Origin of the sequence: Methylobrevis pamukkalensis, from assembly GCF_001720135.1 — a bacterium.
Classification (GTDB): Bacteria; Pseudomonadota; Alphaproteobacteria; order Rhizobiales; family Pleomorphomonadaceae; genus Methylobrevis; species Methylobrevis pamukkalensis.
Genome location: NZ_MCRJ01000024.1, coordinates 25,612 through 40,443, shown reverse-complemented (window position 1 = coordinate 40,443; position 14,832 = coordinate 25,612). Strand labels below are relative to the sequence as shown.

At 70.7% G+C, this 14,832-nt stretch carries 8 protein-coding genes and 3 pseudogenes; 7 read left to right on the top strand and 4 right to left on the bottom strand.

The features are described from left to right. The 3 genes and pseudogenes from A6302_RS06115 to A6302_RS06105 form a co-directional block, all read left to right on the top strand. Positions 1-1,135: electron transfer flavoprotein subunit alpha/FixB family protein (locus A6302_RS06115; protein ID WP_069306305.1), on the top strand; the 1,135-nt coding region annotated here is incomplete at its 5' end. Positions 1,136-1,241: 106 nt separating this feature from the next. Further along, positions 1,242-1,793 carry a hypothetical protein gene (locus A6302_RS06110; protein ID WP_245293941.1) on the top strand — a complete coding sequence of 184 codons (552 nt, stop codon included), beginning with the start codon at positions 1,242-1,244 and terminating at the stop codon, positions 1,791-1,793. Between the two features lie 234 nt (positions 1,794-2,027). Continuing rightward, positions 2,028-2,431 (top strand): annotated as a pseudogene (locus A6302_RS06105) (acyl-CoA thioesterase). 344 nt (positions 2,432-2,775) lie between these two features. Here the strand turns inward: A6302_RS06105 and A6302_RS21120 are convergent. After that, positions 2,776-5,528: pseudogene (locus A6302_RS21120) on the bottom strand (phosphoenolpyruvate carboxylase). 235 nt (positions 5,529-5,763) lie between these two features. Then, a complete protein-coding gene (gene fumC, locus A6302_RS06090) occupies positions 5,764-7,164 on the bottom strand; it encodes a class II fumarate hydratase (protein ID WP_069306302.1) in 1,401 nt (466 codons plus the stop codon). Positions 7,165-7,354: 190 nt separating this feature from the next. Here fumC and A6302_RS06085 point away from each other — a divergent pair, with 190 nt between their 5' ends. From A6302_RS06085 to A6302_RS06075, 3 genes and pseudogenes are all read left to right on the top strand, one after another. Then, positions 7,355-8,257 carry an EF-hand domain-containing protein gene (locus tag A6302_RS06085; protein ID WP_141703441.1) on the top strand — a complete coding sequence of 301 codons (903 nt, stop codon included), beginning with the start codon at positions 7,355-7,357 and terminating at the stop codon, positions 8,255-8,257. A gap of 197 nt (positions 8,258-8,454) precedes the next feature. Continuing rightward, a pseudogene (locus A6302_RS06080) lies at positions 8,455-9,179 on the top strand (response regulator). Then, positions 9,176-10,582, top strand: a complete 1,407-nt coding sequence (locus A6302_RS06075) for a sensor histidine kinase (protein WP_069306300.1) — start codon at positions 9,176-9,178, stop codon at positions 10,580-10,582. The pseudogene A6302_RS06080 and the gene A6302_RS06075 overlap by 4 nt, the downstream one beginning before the upstream one ends. A gap of 278 nt (positions 10,583-10,860) precedes the next feature. Here the strand turns inward: A6302_RS06075 and A6302_RS06070 are convergent, their stop codons facing one another. Together A6302_RS06070 and A6302_RS06065 are read right to left on the bottom strand one after the other, a co-directional pair. Beyond that, positions 10,861-13,059 carry a xanthine dehydrogenase family protein molybdopterin-binding subunit gene (locus A6302_RS06070; RefSeq protein WP_069306299.1) on the bottom strand — a complete coding sequence of 733 codons (2,199 nt, stop codon included), beginning with the start codon at positions 13,057-13,059 and terminating at the stop codon, positions 10,861-10,863. Between the two features lie 3 nt (positions 13,060-13,062). After that, entirely contained in the window at positions 13,063-13,521 is a 459-nt protein-coding gene (locus tag A6302_RS06065; protein WP_069306298.1) for a (2Fe-2S)-binding protein, read from the bottom strand. A 272-nt stretch (positions 13,522-13,793) separates the two neighbouring features. On the opposite strand from A6302_RS06065, the gene A6302_RS06060 reads away from it, so the two are divergent. Then, positions 13,794-14,747 (top strand): LysR family transcriptional regulator, encoded by a 954-nt coding sequence (locus A6302_RS06060; RefSeq protein ID WP_069306297.1) that lies wholly within the window; start codon positions 13,794-13,796, stop codon positions 14,745-14,747. The last annotated feature ends 85 nt before the right edge of the window (positions 14,748-14,832 follow it).

The window sequence follows — 14,832 nt, the reverse complement described above, 5'->3', positions numbered from 1 at the left end:
GCGGCCGCGGCTGGATCCGCGCCGCACCCTGGCCGGGCAGACCGTCGGCACCGCCCCGCGCCTGCGGATCGATCGCGGCCGCAACGAGACGGGCCCCGCCGTCCTGCCCGCATCCGGGGCGACAGTCATCGCCGACGCGGCACCGACGCTGCGTGTGATCGAGGCCCCCGCCTTCCTCGTCTTCGCCGTCCCGGATCTGGCCGCCGGACGGCTGACACCGCACGGCCGGCAGGCGCTCGGCGCCGCGCGGCTCCTCGCCGATGCGGACGGCACCGCAGGCGAAGGCGCGGTGGTCGCGCTCGTCGCCGGGCCGGTGAGCGGTCTGGCCGAGGCCGGCGCCGACCGGGTGATCGATCTCGCCGCAGGGCTTGCCGGCGCCCACGATCCGGAGGGTTTCGCTGCCCATGCTGCGGTCCTTGTGCGCAGCATGGCACCGCGCCACACGGTGTTCTGCGAGAGCATCGACGGCGGCGACCTTGCCCGCCGCGTCGCGGCCGACCTCGGCGAGCCGCTGTTTGCCGGCGCCGAAAGCGTCACCGCCCGCGCCGTCACCCGGCCCGCAAAGGGCCGGCGGATCGAACAGCGGCTCGCGCCGCCGAGGCTCCTCACGCTTGCCGCCGATGCGGTCGCGCCCCATGCCGGCACGCGGCACGAGGCGCGGGCGATGGAGCCGACGGTCGAAGAGGTTGCCGCCCCACGCGGCATCCTTTCGGCCGAAATCCTCCCGGCCGATCCGGCGACGGTCTCCCTCGCCGAGGCGACCTTCGTCGTGTCCGCCGGCAACGGCGTCACCGACTTTGCCGGGTTTCGCACGCTGGCCACGGCGCTCAAGGCAACGCCGGGCGCCAGCCGCGTCGTCTGCGATGCCGGCCTGATGCCGCGCGCGGCCCAGGTTGGCGCATCGGGCACGGTGCTCACGGCCACCTGCTATCTCGCCTTCGGGATCGCCGGCGCGCCGCAGCATCTCCAGGGCGTCGCCGGCTGCGAGCATGTGATCGCCGTCAACACCGATCTCCACGCCGCGATGATCGAGCGGGCCGGCCTTGCGATCGTCGCCGACGCGCAGGCGGTCATTCCCGCGCTGCTGGCCGAGCTTGCACGGCGGAAAGCCGCGTCCCCGGAGGGCACGTCATGAAGGTGGTCGTCTGCCTGTCCGAAGGACGCGCCGCCTCCGCGCCCGCGCCGTGCCCGTGCGCGGCGAGTTGCAGGCGATCGGCCTGGCCCGCGGGCTGGATGAGACCGTGACCGCGCTCCATGCCGGCCCGCGCGCCGAGGCGGTGGCCGAGGCGCTGGGGCATGGCGCCGACCGCCTCGTCCACGTGACGCTGCCGGAGGGCGCCGACCCGGCCGACGCGCTCGTCTCAGCGCTCGCCGACATGCGGCCCGACGTGATCCTCACCGGCATGCGCGGCGACGGCGGCGAGGACGCCGGCCTGCTGCCTTATGTGCTGGCCCGGCGCCTTGGCGCCAGCGTCGTCACCGGCGCGGTGGCGATCGCACGCGGGCCGGATGGCACGCTTGTCGTCGAGCAGGCGCTCGGCCGCGGCGTCCGTCGTCGCCTGACATTGCGCCTGCCGGCGGTGGTGGCGGTCTCCCCGGCCGCCCCGCCGCCATCCGCCTATGCCCACGGCGCCCGCCGGCGCGGCGTGATCGACACGATCGAGGGTGTCGCGGGCGACGGCATCACGGGAACGGCAGGTGCGCCCGGCCCCTCCCCCGAGGAACGCCCCTATCGCAAGCGCCCGAAGGTGATCGCCCGCGCCGGCGCGGCGCCTCGGCCGCCGACCGGCTGAAGGCCGCGACCGAGACGGCGGGCGGCGGCGGCCGGCTGCTGGTCGGCCCCGATCCGGAAACGGCGGCCCGGGAGATTATTGACCATCTGGAAGCGCTGGGCCTGCGCCCGCGCTGAGGCGCCGGGCGGCGTGCAGGGTGCACATTGCAGGGCAGACACGACTTGCCACGACTGGCACCCGGCCGCGCGATCGCCGAAGATGTGGCCGCGCGCGGGGGCGATGGCGGGGGCGATCATGGCAGACAGTCAAGATGTGGCAGTTCAGGCTTGCGAACCCTCCGGCACGCCGGTGATCCGCACCATCGCCATGCCGGCCGACACCAACCCGGCCGGCGACATCTTCGGCGGCTGGCTGATGGCGCACATGGATCTGGCGGCGGGCAATGTGGCGACGCGACGAGCGCGCGGGCGCGCCGCCACCGTGGCGGTGGATGCCATGACCTTCCTCAGCCCCGTGCTGGTCGGCGACGAGGTCAGCTTCTTCGGCGAGATCGTGGCGACGGGCCGCAGTTCGATGCGCATCCGCATCGAGGCCTGGCGCGGCCGCGCGAGGAGGAGACGGTGACCAAGGTCACGGAGGCGACCTTCACCTTCGTCGCCATCGGCGAGGACCGCCGGCCGCGCGCCCTGCCGGCGTGAGGGCGGAGAGGCGTTGGGGCGACAGCGTGAGGTGAGGCGGCAGGCGTTGGGGCGGCGGGCGCTGTGATCGTCGTCGGCCGTCGTTTCGGGGGTATGATCCAGCCAAGGTGGTCATCCCCGGCGAGCGAAGCGAGGGAAGGGGATCCAGAAGCTGGCCACCGAGTTCCACGGCTGCCTTCTGGATCCCCTTCCCTCCCCGAGCTTCGCTCGGCTCGCCGGGGATGACACCAATGGGGACGGCAACGGGCGCCATCATCGCCCACCGCCAGACTCGCGCCCCTTGCATCCTGCGCCGGGAAAGACTCGCGTCGCGCGCGCCACTGCAATCCGGCGAAACCCCCGCCTTACCCCGTCCAGCCCAGCCCGCCGGCAATGACGTTCATCGACAGGAGCAGCGGCGAGAGGATCGCGTCGCGGGCCTCGCCGTCCTGCGGGGCGGCACGAAACTCGCGCAGGAGGTCCACCTGCATGCGGTTGGTGCGGTCGATCATCGGCCGGACGTGTTCGATACGCCGGCTCAGCATCGGGAAGCGCTCGGCCAGCACCCGGCTTCCCGACAGCGCCAGCACATGGTCCACCGTGCGCGCGTGCTCGGCCTCGATCATGCCGAGAATGCGCTCGCGGGTCTCCTCGTCGGGCACGAGGCCGGCGTAGAGCCGGGCGATGCCCATGTCGGAGAGGTAGAGGGTCTTTTCCGCCTCGTCGATCAGCAGGCGGAAGAAGCGCGAGCGCTCGAACATCTCGCGCAGATGGGCCCGGCCCTCCTCGCCGCGGAATTTCAGGAAGGCGTCGAAGGCCGTGCCGAGACCGTACCAGCCGGTGACGAGATGGCGGTTCTGGCTCCAGGCGAACACCCAGGGAATGGCGCGGAGATCGGACAGCGCCTTGGCCCCGAAGCGCCGCGCCGGGCGCGAGCCGAGCTTCAGCAGCGCCAGTTCCTCCACCGGGCTGGCGGCGTTGAAATAGTCGATCAGCCCCGGCTGCTCGATCAGCTTGCGGAAGGAAGCGAGCGAGAGGCCGGACAGCGCCTCGATGGTCTCGTGATGGCCGGGCGCGGGGCGCTCGTCGCGGGCGCCGCCGAGGCTGTGGGCGAGCACGCTGGCGGCCAGAAGCTCCAGATTGTGCAGGGCCGAGCCGCGGTTGGCGAATTTGGACGAGACCACTTCGCCCTGTTCGGTGACGCGCAGGCGGCCGCCGACGGTGCCGGGCGGCTGGGCGGCGATCGCCCGGCCGGCGGGTGCGCCGCCGCGGCTGACCGAGCCGCCCCGGCCGTGGAAGAAGGCGATGCGCACGCCCGCCTTGCGCCCGGCCTCCACGAGGCGCTCCTGCGCCTTGTAGAGTTCCCAGCTGGAGGCCAGAAACCCGCCGTCCTTGTTGCTGTCGGAGTAGCCGAGCATGATCTCCTGGGTGTGGCCGTTGGCCCGCAGCGCGCGGCGCACCGCCGGCTCGGCGAACAGGTCCTTCAGGATCGCCTCGCGTTGCCGAGGTCGTCGATCGTCTCCAGGAGCGGAATGACGGTGACGACGCGCCGGCCGTCCTCGCCGTCCGGCAGGCCGGCGTAGCGGCCGAGAAGATAGAAGGCGAGGAGATCCGCCGCGCTGGTCGTCATCGACAGGATCAGCGCACCGACGCCGCGCGGGTCCGGCCCGCCCTGGGCCTCGCGGACGACGTCGAGGGTCGCCATCATCTCGGCGGCCTCGGCGGTGAGCGCGGCACGGTCGGGCGCGGGCAGTTCGGCGCGCGCCAGCTCGCGGCAGACGAGGGCGTGCCAGTCGCGCGAGTTGACTTCGGGCAGCGTCTCGATTCCGTCCGGCGGCAGCTGCGCCCAGATGTCGGAGAGCGTGCGGTTCACCACCGAGGAATTCTGGCGGATGTCGAGCGAGGCGGTGCGGAAGCCGAAGATCTCGGCCTCCAGCCGCAGCGGCCGCAGCCGCGTGCGGGCCAGATCCTCGGCGCCGATCATCATCAGCGCGCGCTCGGCGGCCAGAAGGTCGCGGACGAGTTCATCAGGGTTGGCGTAAGGCCGGGCCGCGCTCTCTTGGCCGTCGGTCGCCTTCAGCCGTTCGGTGATCGCCACGAAATACTGGCGGAACACCTCGTCCGGGTTGCGCCGGGCGATCTCGGCGCCCTGGCCGGAGGCGGCGAGCAGGCCGGCAAGCGCGCTGCGGAAGGCGTCGGGCACGTTGACCGCGTTGGCGCTGATCGAGATCAGCGCCACCATCTCGGTGCAGCCGCTGGCCAGGCGCCGGATCGCGGCGCGGCGGTATTCGGTAAGCGCGAAGCGGGTCGTGTCAGCGGTCACGAACGGATTGCCGTCACGGTCGCCGCCGATCCAGGTGGAAAAGCGCAGGAGCGCCGGCGCCGGCACCGCCGCCTCCGGATAGTGGCGGCGCAGGGCGGCGGCGAGCGCGTCGATCACCCGCGGAGTCTGCTCGTAGAGCGTCTCGTGGAAGAAGTGGAGGCCCCAGGCGATCTCCTGCTCCACCGTCGGCTTCTCGAGGCGCAGTTCGCCGGTCAGCCACAGGAGGTCGATGTCGGTGCGCAGCGCCCGGATCAGCGCCTCGCGCTCGCGCGGGGTCCAGCGGTCGGTCTCCAGCGCGACGAGGCCGCGGTAGATGCGGCGGTGGATCTCCAGCACCGTGACGCGTTTCGCCTCGGTCGGATGGGCGGTGAGGGTCGGGCTGACCTCGGCGCTCGCCAGCGCGGCGGCCAGATCCTCGGCGCTCACCCCGGCGGCAGCGACCGAGCCGACCACGTCGGAGAAGGAGCCGGCGACCTGATCGGGCCCCCCGGCGCTTTCCATGTGGCGGCGGCTGCGCTGGGCGACATTCTCCTCGGCGATGCCGAGCAGCTGGAACCAGATGCCGGTGACCTGCAGCGCCGGCACGCGCAGGGCGTCCGGGATCGTCCCAGCTCGACCCTGATTGCGGCCCTGGTCGCGGCCGGTCTCGAACAGATGCTTGATCAGGCCGGGCTCGCGGCGGCGGACCACGTCGGCGAGCAGCCCGAACAGGAGCTCGAACACCGGCGTGAAGTCGTCGTCGGCAAGGACGCCGGGGGCCTCGAACGGCGGGCGCGTGGGGGCGACGCTGGGCATGGGGCGATCCTTCCTCTCCGGTCCCCCGCGCGTTCCGGGCAACGTGCCGGGCGCAGGGGCGCTTTCCCCACGGATCTACGGGAAAGTCGGCCGGCCTTCGACGGAGAGATTGACGCAGGGGGCTGCGACACTGCGGCTCAAGCCCCTGTGCACAAAGGCATCCTGCCGCCGGAACGGCGGTTTCGCGATTTCTGAAGTCACCGCAAAGTCCGGCTGAACGGGTGGCGTCCCGCGATCAGGACGGGTGGGTCATGTCCAGCGGCACGACGAAGCGGTCATAGTCCGCCTCTGAGACGAAGCCCGAGCCGAGCGCCGCCTCCTTCAGCGTCAGCCCCCTTGCCTGCGCCTCCTTGGCGATCTTGGCCGCCTTGTCGTAGCCGATGTGGCGGTTGAGCGCGGTGACCAGCATCAGGTTGCGACCCAGATTCGCCTCGATCTTCGCGATGTCCGGCTCGATGCCGCAGGCGCAATGGGCCTTGAAGGCGAGGCAGGCGTCGGACAGGAGCGCGATCGATTCCAGCACGTTGTGCACCATGACCGGCTTGAACACGTTGAGCTGGAAATTGCCCTGGCTGCCGGCGAAGGCGACGGCCGCGTCGTTGCCGAACACCTGCACGCAGACCATGGTCAGCGCCTCGCACTGGGTCGGGTTGACCTTGCCCGGCATGATCGACGAGCCCGGCTCGTTTTCCGGGATGCGGATCTCGCCGATGCCGCAGCGCGGGCCGGAGGCGAGCCAGCGCACGTCGTTGGCCATCTTCATCAGCCCGCCGGCCAGCGTGCGCAGCGCCGCCGAGGCCTGCACCAGCGCGTCATGGGCCGAGAGCGCGAAGAACTTGTCGTCGGCCGAGCGGAAGGGATGGCCGGTGAGGGCGGCGATCCGCGCCGCCGCCCGGTCGCCGAATTCGGGATGGGCGTTGAGGCCGGTGCCGACCGCCGTCCCGCCGATGGCGAGATCGCAGAGGCCCGGCACGCTCGCCCTGACGGCGCCAAGGCCGAAGTCGAGCTGGGCCACCCAGGCGCCGATCTCCTGGCCGAGGGTGACGGGGGTCGCGTCCTGGAGATGGGTGCGCCCGGTCTTGACGATACCGCCATAGGCCGCCGCCTTGTCGGCCAGCGTGTCGCGCAGGCGGCCCACGGACGGCAGCAGCCGGCCGGCAATCTCCTCGACCACGGCAATGTGCATCGCCGTCGGGAAGGTGTCGTTGGAGGACTGGCCGCGGTTGACGTGGTCGTTGGGGTGGACCGGGCTCTTGGCGCCGCGGGTGCCGCCGGCGATCTCGATCGCCCGGTTGGAGATCACCTCGTTGGCGTTCATGTTGGACTGGGTGCCCGAACCGGTCTGGAACACCACCAGCGGAAACTCGCCGTCGAGCCGCCCCGCGATCACCTCGTCGGCCGCCTTGACGATCAGGTCGGCGATGTCGGCCGGCAATTCGCCGAGATCGGCATTGGCCTCGGCGGCGGCGCGCTTCAGGATGCCGAGGGCGCGGATCATCGGCCGGCCCCAGCGGAAGCGGTCGACGCCGATCGGGAAGTTGCCGATCGAGCGCTGGGTCTGCGCGCCCCAGTAGCGGTCGGCCGGCACCTCGACGGTGCCCATCGTGTCGCTCTCGCGGCGGATCGCATCGGTCATCTCGTCCTCTCCCTCGGTCTGTCCGGCGTCTCGTCGCCGCGGGCGGGTCTGTCGTGTGACGTTCGGCGTGGCGATCGGTTCCACCGCCTTGCCTCCAGTCGTCGGCCTTCCGGGACAGCACCCGGCAAATATTGCCGGGCAAGATCTTCACCATCTGTTAACAAATTGCCGGGTCTGACACGACTTCACAGTGCCTTCAGCGATCAAGACCCTCAACGAAACGTTAACGCGTATTTTTCACGCCGCGCAATTTGATACAAAACGATACCCTGCCGAGTTTCGTCTTGTGAGAGTGTCCATGATGCTTGCATCCGGATGCCGGCGATCACCAGTCCTTTCTCCCGAAGAGGAGGAGAACACGATGAATATCGGTGGAACAGGCGGGTACAGTCCCGCCGCCGGCCTTGCCTCGCGTATCCTGAGCCAGGCCGACACGGATGTCGATGGCGCCCTCTCGCTCGAAGAATTCGCAGCGACGGGCGACAGCGAAGCATCCGACGAAGACGTATCGGATATCTTTTCCGCGCTCGATGCGGACAGCGACGGCGCGATCACCGGCAGCGAGCTTGCCTCCGGGATCGAGCAGTTCTCGTCCGAGGCCGCCTCCACGCTGCTGTCCCTGCAGGAGTTCGGCGCCGGTGGACCTCCGCAAGGTGGGCCGCCTCCGGGTGGTCCGCCTCCGGGAGGCGGCGGCGCGGATCTCTTCGCCGAGACGGACGAGGACGAGTCGGGCACCCTGTCGCTCGAGGAATTCTCCGCCACCGGCGAGGACTTCGGTCTTGATGCCGACAAGGCGGAGGAACTGTTCAACCTGATCGATGCCGACAGCGACGGCGAGATCACGGAGGACGAGAACGCCGCCTTCGAGGAGACGAAGGCCCAGAGCGCGGCGGGCGGTCCTCCCCAGGGCGGCCCTCCCCCGGGTGGACCGCCTCCGGGTGGCCCCCCCTCGGGCAGCACGGCCAGCAGCACGGCCAGCAGCACGGGCGGATCGGGCGGCCTGCCGGATCTCGCCAGTCTTCTGGCCGGCAACTCCGCCTACGGCAGTTCGCAGACCATCGACCTGACCAAGCTGTTCGATCAGGCCGCCTGAGCGGCGACCTGACCGGACGCGACACGCGATCCATGTTCCGCGTCTCGCGGTGATGGCCGGACCATGGGTCTCCCATGGCGTCCGGCCATTTCCCGTTGCACCATGCGGCGCCCGGCCGTCATCACCGCGCCGGTGCCGGCCCCTTCCTTCCTTCCCCCGCGCCGCAGGCGGCACGGGCAGACCGACGAGCACGCCCCATGCAACCGCATATCCTCATCGTCGAGGACGACCCGGTGATCCGCCAGCTGGTCGAGAAGTTTCTCGGCGAGAGCGGCCTGAAGGTCTCCTCGGCCGCCACGCCCGGGCCATGGACGCGATGCTCGCGGCCGGCCCGGTCGACCTGGTGGTGCTCGACCTGATGCTGCCGGGCGAGGGCGGCCTGTCGATCTGCCGGCGCCTGAGGCGCGACAAGGGTCCGCCGATCCTGATGCTGACCGCGCTCGGCGAGGATATCGACCGCATCGTCGGGCTGGAGACCGGCGCCGACGACTATCTGGTGAAGCCGTTCAACCCGCGCGAACTGCTCGCCCGGATCCGCGCCGTGCTGCGCCGCTGGGAGGAACCCGTCGCCGCGCCGCCGCGCGACGTCGTGATCGGCGGGCAGATCCAGTTCGACCGCTGGACCGTCGACCTGCTGCGCCGCCAGCTCTACGACGTCGAGGGCGTGCGGGTGTCGCTGACCAGCGGCGAATTCGACCTGCTGGTCACCTTCTGCCGCCACGCCGGCCAGGTGCTTGCCCGCGACACGCTGCTGGAGATCACCCGCGGCCGGGCGAGCGGCGGACCCTATGACCGCAGCATCGACATCATGGTCAGCCGGCTCCGGCGCAAGCTCCAGTCCGAATCGGACGACGGCGGCCTGATCAACACGGTGCGCAACGTCGGCTATGTCTTCTCCGCACAGGTCCGCGAAAAGCGATGAACCGCCTTCTCGTCCGCTTCCCGGCGCTGCAGCGGATCGGTGTCCAGATCGCCCTGTTCGTGACGCTGGCGATCGTCGCGACCATCCTGCTGATGGCGACCGTGTTCGTGCTGGTCGACCGGGTGCGCGGCGGCCCCCCCTTTACCGGCGAGGAAGAGGAACTGTTCGCCTACACCGGCCGGATCGTGCTGCTCTCGTCGCTGCTCGATGCCGCCCCGCCCGTCGAGCGCGACACCGTGCTGGCGCTGGCGCTCGGCAACGACGCGCATCTGCGCAAGGTCGCGGCGCCGCCGTCGCCGGGCAAGCCGGGCCTGCAGGCCGAAGGTGTCCTGCCCCGGGAGAGTTTCGAGACCCTGATGATCCCCCGGGCGCTGGCCCTGCGCCTGCCGGACCACATCCGCTGGCAGCTGGTGGCGCCGACCCTCGCGGACAGCCGTTATCCGGACGTGGTCGTCTCCCTGACCGGCGACCTGCACCTGCGCTTTTCCCATTCGGGGATCGACCTCCCCCGGCCGCCGCCGCCGCTCGGCCTGCTGATCGCCGGCGGCCTTGCCATCCTCGTCACCAGCGGCCTGCTGATCGCGGCACTCAAAAGCTCGGTGATCGCGCCGCTGGAACGGCTGGCCGCCGGCGTCGCCCGCGCGGGCGGCGCGCTCGATGTCGCGCCCTTCGTCGGCGAGGGTGCGATGGAGGTGCGCCGGCTTGCGGCCGAACTCAACGGCCTGCGCGACCGCCAGCGCGAGATGATGACCGCCCGCACCGAGATGCTGGCCGCCGTCGGCCACGACCTGCGCACCCCGCTGACCCGGCTGCGGCTCAGGGCCGAGGAGGTCGAGGCGGACACGGTGCGCGCCGACCTCGTCGGCGAGATCGACCGATTGTCGCAGCTGACCGACAAGGCGCTCGCCTTCCTGCGCGGCGAAGCGGTCGCCGAGCCCTTCGTGCGGATCGACGTCGCCTCGCTGGTCGCCTCGATCGCCGACGGCTTTGCCGAGCTCGGCCGCGACGTCGCGCTCGACCTGCCGCCGCGCCTCGTCGCCCGCTGCCAGCCGGATGCGCTCGCCCGGGCGATCGGCAACCTCGTGGAAAACGCCTTCAAGTTCGGCCGGACCGTGTCGCTGCGGCTGGCCGCGGGTGACGACGGCCGGATGATCATCGAGGTCGCCGACGACGGCCCCGGCATCGACGAGGCGCTCCGCGAGCGCCTGCAGCAGCCCTTCGTACGCGGCGACGACGGCGAGGGCCGGGGCGACGCCCGCGGCGGCTTCGGCCTCGGGCTTGCGATCGCCCGGCGGGTGGCGATCGACCACGGCGGCGACCTCCTGCTCACCAACCGCCAGCCGCACGGGCTGGTCTGTCGGCTGTCGCTGCCGGTGCTGGAGGGGGAGGCGGCGACGGGGTGAGCGGGGGCGGTGCAGGAAACTCCGCGCACCCGGCCTCGTCCTTCGAGACGGCCCTTGCGGGCCTCCTCAGGATGAGGCCTTCGCGGATTTCTCGTTTTATCCCAGACAATTCCCCTTTGCTCGTCCTGAGGAAGGCGCGAAGCGCCTGTCTCGAAGGACGAGGGCAAAGGCCCCTGCCGCGCGTGTCGATCGGACAGGAGCAGATCACACACCCCTCCCCAAACGAAAACGGCGACCTTCCGGCCGCCGTTCCCTGTCTCATAGGCCTCGCCACTGCCTCAGGCAAAATCGCCCGTGGTGAAGGGCAGCAGGCGCGGGTGCTTGCCGGTGGCCTTGAACACCGCGTTGGCGACGGCCGGGCCGATCGGCGGGACGCCGGGCTCGCCGACGCCGGTGGGCGCCTCGGCCGACGGCACCACGTGCACCTCGACCACCGGCATGTCGGACATGCGCAGCGGCTCGAACGTGTCGAAGTTGGCCTGGTCGACGACGCCGTCGGTCAGCGTCACCGCGTTGCGGAGCACGGCGCCGAGGCCGAAGCCGATGCCGCCTTCCATCTGCGCCTTGATGTTGTCCGGGTTGACCGCCACACCGCAGTCGACCGCGCAGACCACCTTCTCCACCTTCACCTCGCCGTCGGCATAGGTGATCTCCGCCACTTCGGCGACATAGGTGTTGAACGACTTGTGGACCGCGACGCCGCGATAGCGGCCCTCGGCCGGCGGCGTGTCCCAGCCGGCCTTCTCGGCGGCGAGCTTCAGCACCGCCGCCTTGCGCGGGTCGTCCTTGATCAGGGCGAGGCGGAAGGCGACCGGGTCCTTGCCGGCTTTCGCCGCCAGAAGGTCGATCATCGTCTCCATCACGTAGGCGGTGTGGGTGTGGCCGACCGAGCGCCACCACAGCACCGGCACGCCGACCTTCGGCGAGTGGAGCTCCACCCGCAGGCCCGGAATGGCGTAGGTGGTGTCGTGGATGCCCTCGACCGAGGTGTCGTCCACGCCGTTCTTGACCACCATCTGCTCCATGGCGGTGCCGGTGAAGATCGACTGGCCGACGACCCGGTGCTCCCATCCGGAGATGTTGCCCTCGGCATCGACGCCGGCGCGGACCCGGTGCAGGTAGGCCGGCCGGTAGTAACCGCCCTTGATGTCGTCCTCGCGGGTCCAGACCAGCTTGAGCGGCTGGGCCTTGCCCCAGGTCTTGGCGACCAGCGCCGCCTCGGCGATGTATTCGCTGTTGTAGACCGCACGGCGGCCGAATGAGCCACCGGCCCAAAGCGTGTTGATCGCCACCTTCTCGGGCGCGATGCCGAGGATGCCGCCGGCGACCATCTGGTCGACCGACTGGAACTGGGCGCCGGTCCAGATCGTCACCGACTTGCCGGCGTCGGCAAGGATGGTGACGTTGAGCGGCTCCATCGGCGCGTGGGCAAGGTAGGGGAAGCGGTATTCCGCCTCGATCACCTCGGCGGCCTTGGCCAGCGCGCCCTCGGCGTCGCCGTCGTTGGCCACCGCACCGGCGGTCTTCGCGAGTTCCGCATATTCGGCAAAGATCTGCTCGCTGCCGCGGGTCTCGGCGGCGGCCTCGTCCCATTCGACGGTGACGAGATCACGCGCCTTGATCGCCGGCCAGGTCTTGTCGGCGAAGACGGCGACACCGAAGGGGCCGGACTTCACGTCGACCACGCCCTTGACCTTCAGCGCCTCGGCGGCGTCGAAGGACTTCACCGTCGCGCCCCACTTCGGCGCGCGGATCACGGTCACGACCAGCATGTCGTCCATGTGCACGTCCATGCCGTAGACGCCAGGGGCGCCCGCGGACTTGACCGGGACGTCGACGCGGCGGAAGTCCTTGCCGATGTAGACCCATTCCTCGGGCGTCTTCAGCTTCGGCTCGGCCGGAACGGGAAGCGCGGAGGCGGCGGCGGCGAGATCGCCGAAGCTGGCGCTGCGCTCGCCATGGGTGATCCGCCCACCCGCGACCTTGATCTCCCCGGCCGGAACCGACCAGGCCGCGGCGGCGGCGGCGACCAGCATCGTCCGGGCGGCGGCGGCGGCCGTGCGATACTGCATGAAGGAATTGGCCATCGACGTGGAGCCGCCGGTGCCCTGGATGCCGAAGAACAGGTTCTTGTAGAGTTCGGTGTTGGCCGGCGAGAACTCGGCGACCATCTGGTCGGGCGACGCGTCGAGTTCGTCGGCCACCAAGGTGACGAGGCCGGTGGCGATGCCCTGGCCCTTGTCGAGATGCTTGATCAGCACCGTGACCTGCCCGTTCGGGGCGATGCTGACGAAGGGATTGAACACCACGTCGGCGTCGGCCGCCCCGGTCGCGGCCTCAGCGGTGCCGGTGCGCGGCAGGGCGAGACCGATGATCAGCCCGGCCCCGACGCCGCCGAAGGCCTTGAGAAAGCCGCGGCGCGAGGTGGCCGGCAGCAGCGGGTCGGCCGCGATCGGCCGGTTGAGGTGATGCAGCATGGATCAGCCCTCCATCATGTCGGACGCGCGCTTCACGGCGGCGTGGATGCGTGCGTAGGTGGCGCAGCGGCAGGCGTTGCCGTCCATGGCGTTGAGGATGTCCTCGTCGGTCGGCTTCGGCGTCTCGGTGAGCAGCGCCGCGGCGGCCATGATCTGGCCGGACTGGCAGTAGCCGCACTGCGGCACCTGGATCTCGACCCAGGCGGCCTGCACCGCCTGCGCGGCCTTGCCGGACAGGCCCTCGATGGTGGTCACCGCGGAGGTGCCGACATCGCCGACCGCAGTCTGGCAGGAGCGCACCGGCACGTTGTCGATGTAGACGGTGCAGGCGCCGCAGAGGCCCGCACCGCAGCCGAACTTGGTACCGGTCATCTGGAGGTCGTCGCGCAGCGCCCAGAGCAGCGGCGTGTCGTCCGCGACGTCGATCTCGCGCTCGGCGCCATTGATCGTCAGCTTGATCATGGAGGAAATCTCCCGGATGTGTCGTCGGGTCCCGCCGCGAGGCGACGGAACCGGATGGAAAAAGGTGCTTGAAAGAACAAGGCCGGCGGTCGCGCGCCGCGACCCGGCCCGGCGGTTTGCGGCCCGCCGGACGGCCGGATGTCGGCGCCTGCGGCTCGAACGACCGAAAGGTCGGGGACAGACAGCGGGATGTCCCGCGGCGTCTTCGACCTTTGCATGATTCCAGAGTAGGTATATCAACCGACCCATATAAACCAAACCGAATTCGATTCATGCGCCCCATCGACGACGTTCATATCCGCCGCCTCGACATGTCCCTCCTGATCGTCTTCGACGCTCTGCTGCGCTCCGGGCGGATGAGCGAGGTGGCGCGCGAGCAGGGCCTCACCCAGTCGGCCGTCAGCCACGCGGTCGGGCGGATGCGGGAAATCTTCCGCGACCCGCTGTTCGTGCGCAACGGCTCGGGCGTGACGCCCACGCCGCGGGCCCGGCAGCTTGCCGAGCCGATCCGTGAGGCGATCAGCGCCGTGCGGCTGGCGGTGCGCATCGGCCACGGCTTCGATCCCGCCGGCTCGCAGCGCAACTTCGTGATCGCCGCCGTCGACAGCCTGATCGCACAGGTTGCACCCGGCCTGCTGCGCACGCTTTCGGCCTTTGCCCCGGGCTGCCGCGTCAGCTTCGTCACCCTCGGCCTCGAGGCCCTGCAGGAGGCGCTGGCCGGCGGCGCGGTCGATCTGGCGGTCGGCGCGTTCGGCGACGGCGTGCCGGACACGAGCCAGACCGACCTCTATCCCGAAACCTTTCTGGTGGTCGTCCGGCGCGGCAACCCGCGGGTGGGCGACACGCTCGACCTCGACCTCTATTGCACGCTCGACCACGTGCTCGTCTCGCTGTCGGGCAATGCCGACGGCAAGGTCGACGCGGCGCTGACCCGGCTCGGCCGGCGCCGGCGGGTGGCGCTGGTGATGCCGCAGTTCATTCCGGCCTTCACGACGATCGCGAAATCCGATGCGATCATGACGGCCCCCTCGCGCGTTTGTCGCAAGCTGGCCGATCTCTTCGACCTTCGGATCTTCGATCCGCCGCTCGACGTGCCGGGGTTCCGCATCAGCGTGCTGCGGCACCGGCTCTCGAACGGCGACCCGGCCGTGGACTGGCTGGAGACGCAGGTGCGGCAGGCGATGCTGCCCACGGCGGTGCCTGTCGGGGAGGAAGGGGCGACGTGAAGACGTCATCCTCCGAGGGGTAGAGAAGGGCCGGCGCAGGACGCAGCCGGGTCTGGCACGATCGTTGCGTCGCACTTGCGACGAC

Excerpts from the sequence above, each read along its gene's own strand:
- fumC (WP_069306302.1), bottom strand. The coding sequence starts at position 7,164 with ATGACCGATGCGATCCGCCGCGAGAGCGACACGATGGGCACCGTCGAG.
- A6302_RS06075 (WP_069306300.1), top strand. The coding sequence starts at position 9,176 with ATGAACCGCCTTCTCGTCCGCTTCCCGGCGCTGCAGCGGATCGGTGTC.
- A6302_RS06070 (WP_069306299.1), bottom strand. The coding sequence starts at position 13,059 with ATGCTGCATCACCTCAACCGGCCGATCGCGGCCGACCCGCTGCTGCCG.
- A6302_RS06065 (WP_069306298.1), bottom strand. The coding sequence starts at position 13,521 with ATGATCAAGCTGACGATCAATGGCGCCGAGCGCGAGATCGACGTCGCG.
- A6302_RS06060 (WP_069306297.1), top strand. The coding sequence starts at position 13,794 with ATGCGCCCCATCGACGACGTTCATATCCGCCGCCTCGACATGTCCCTC.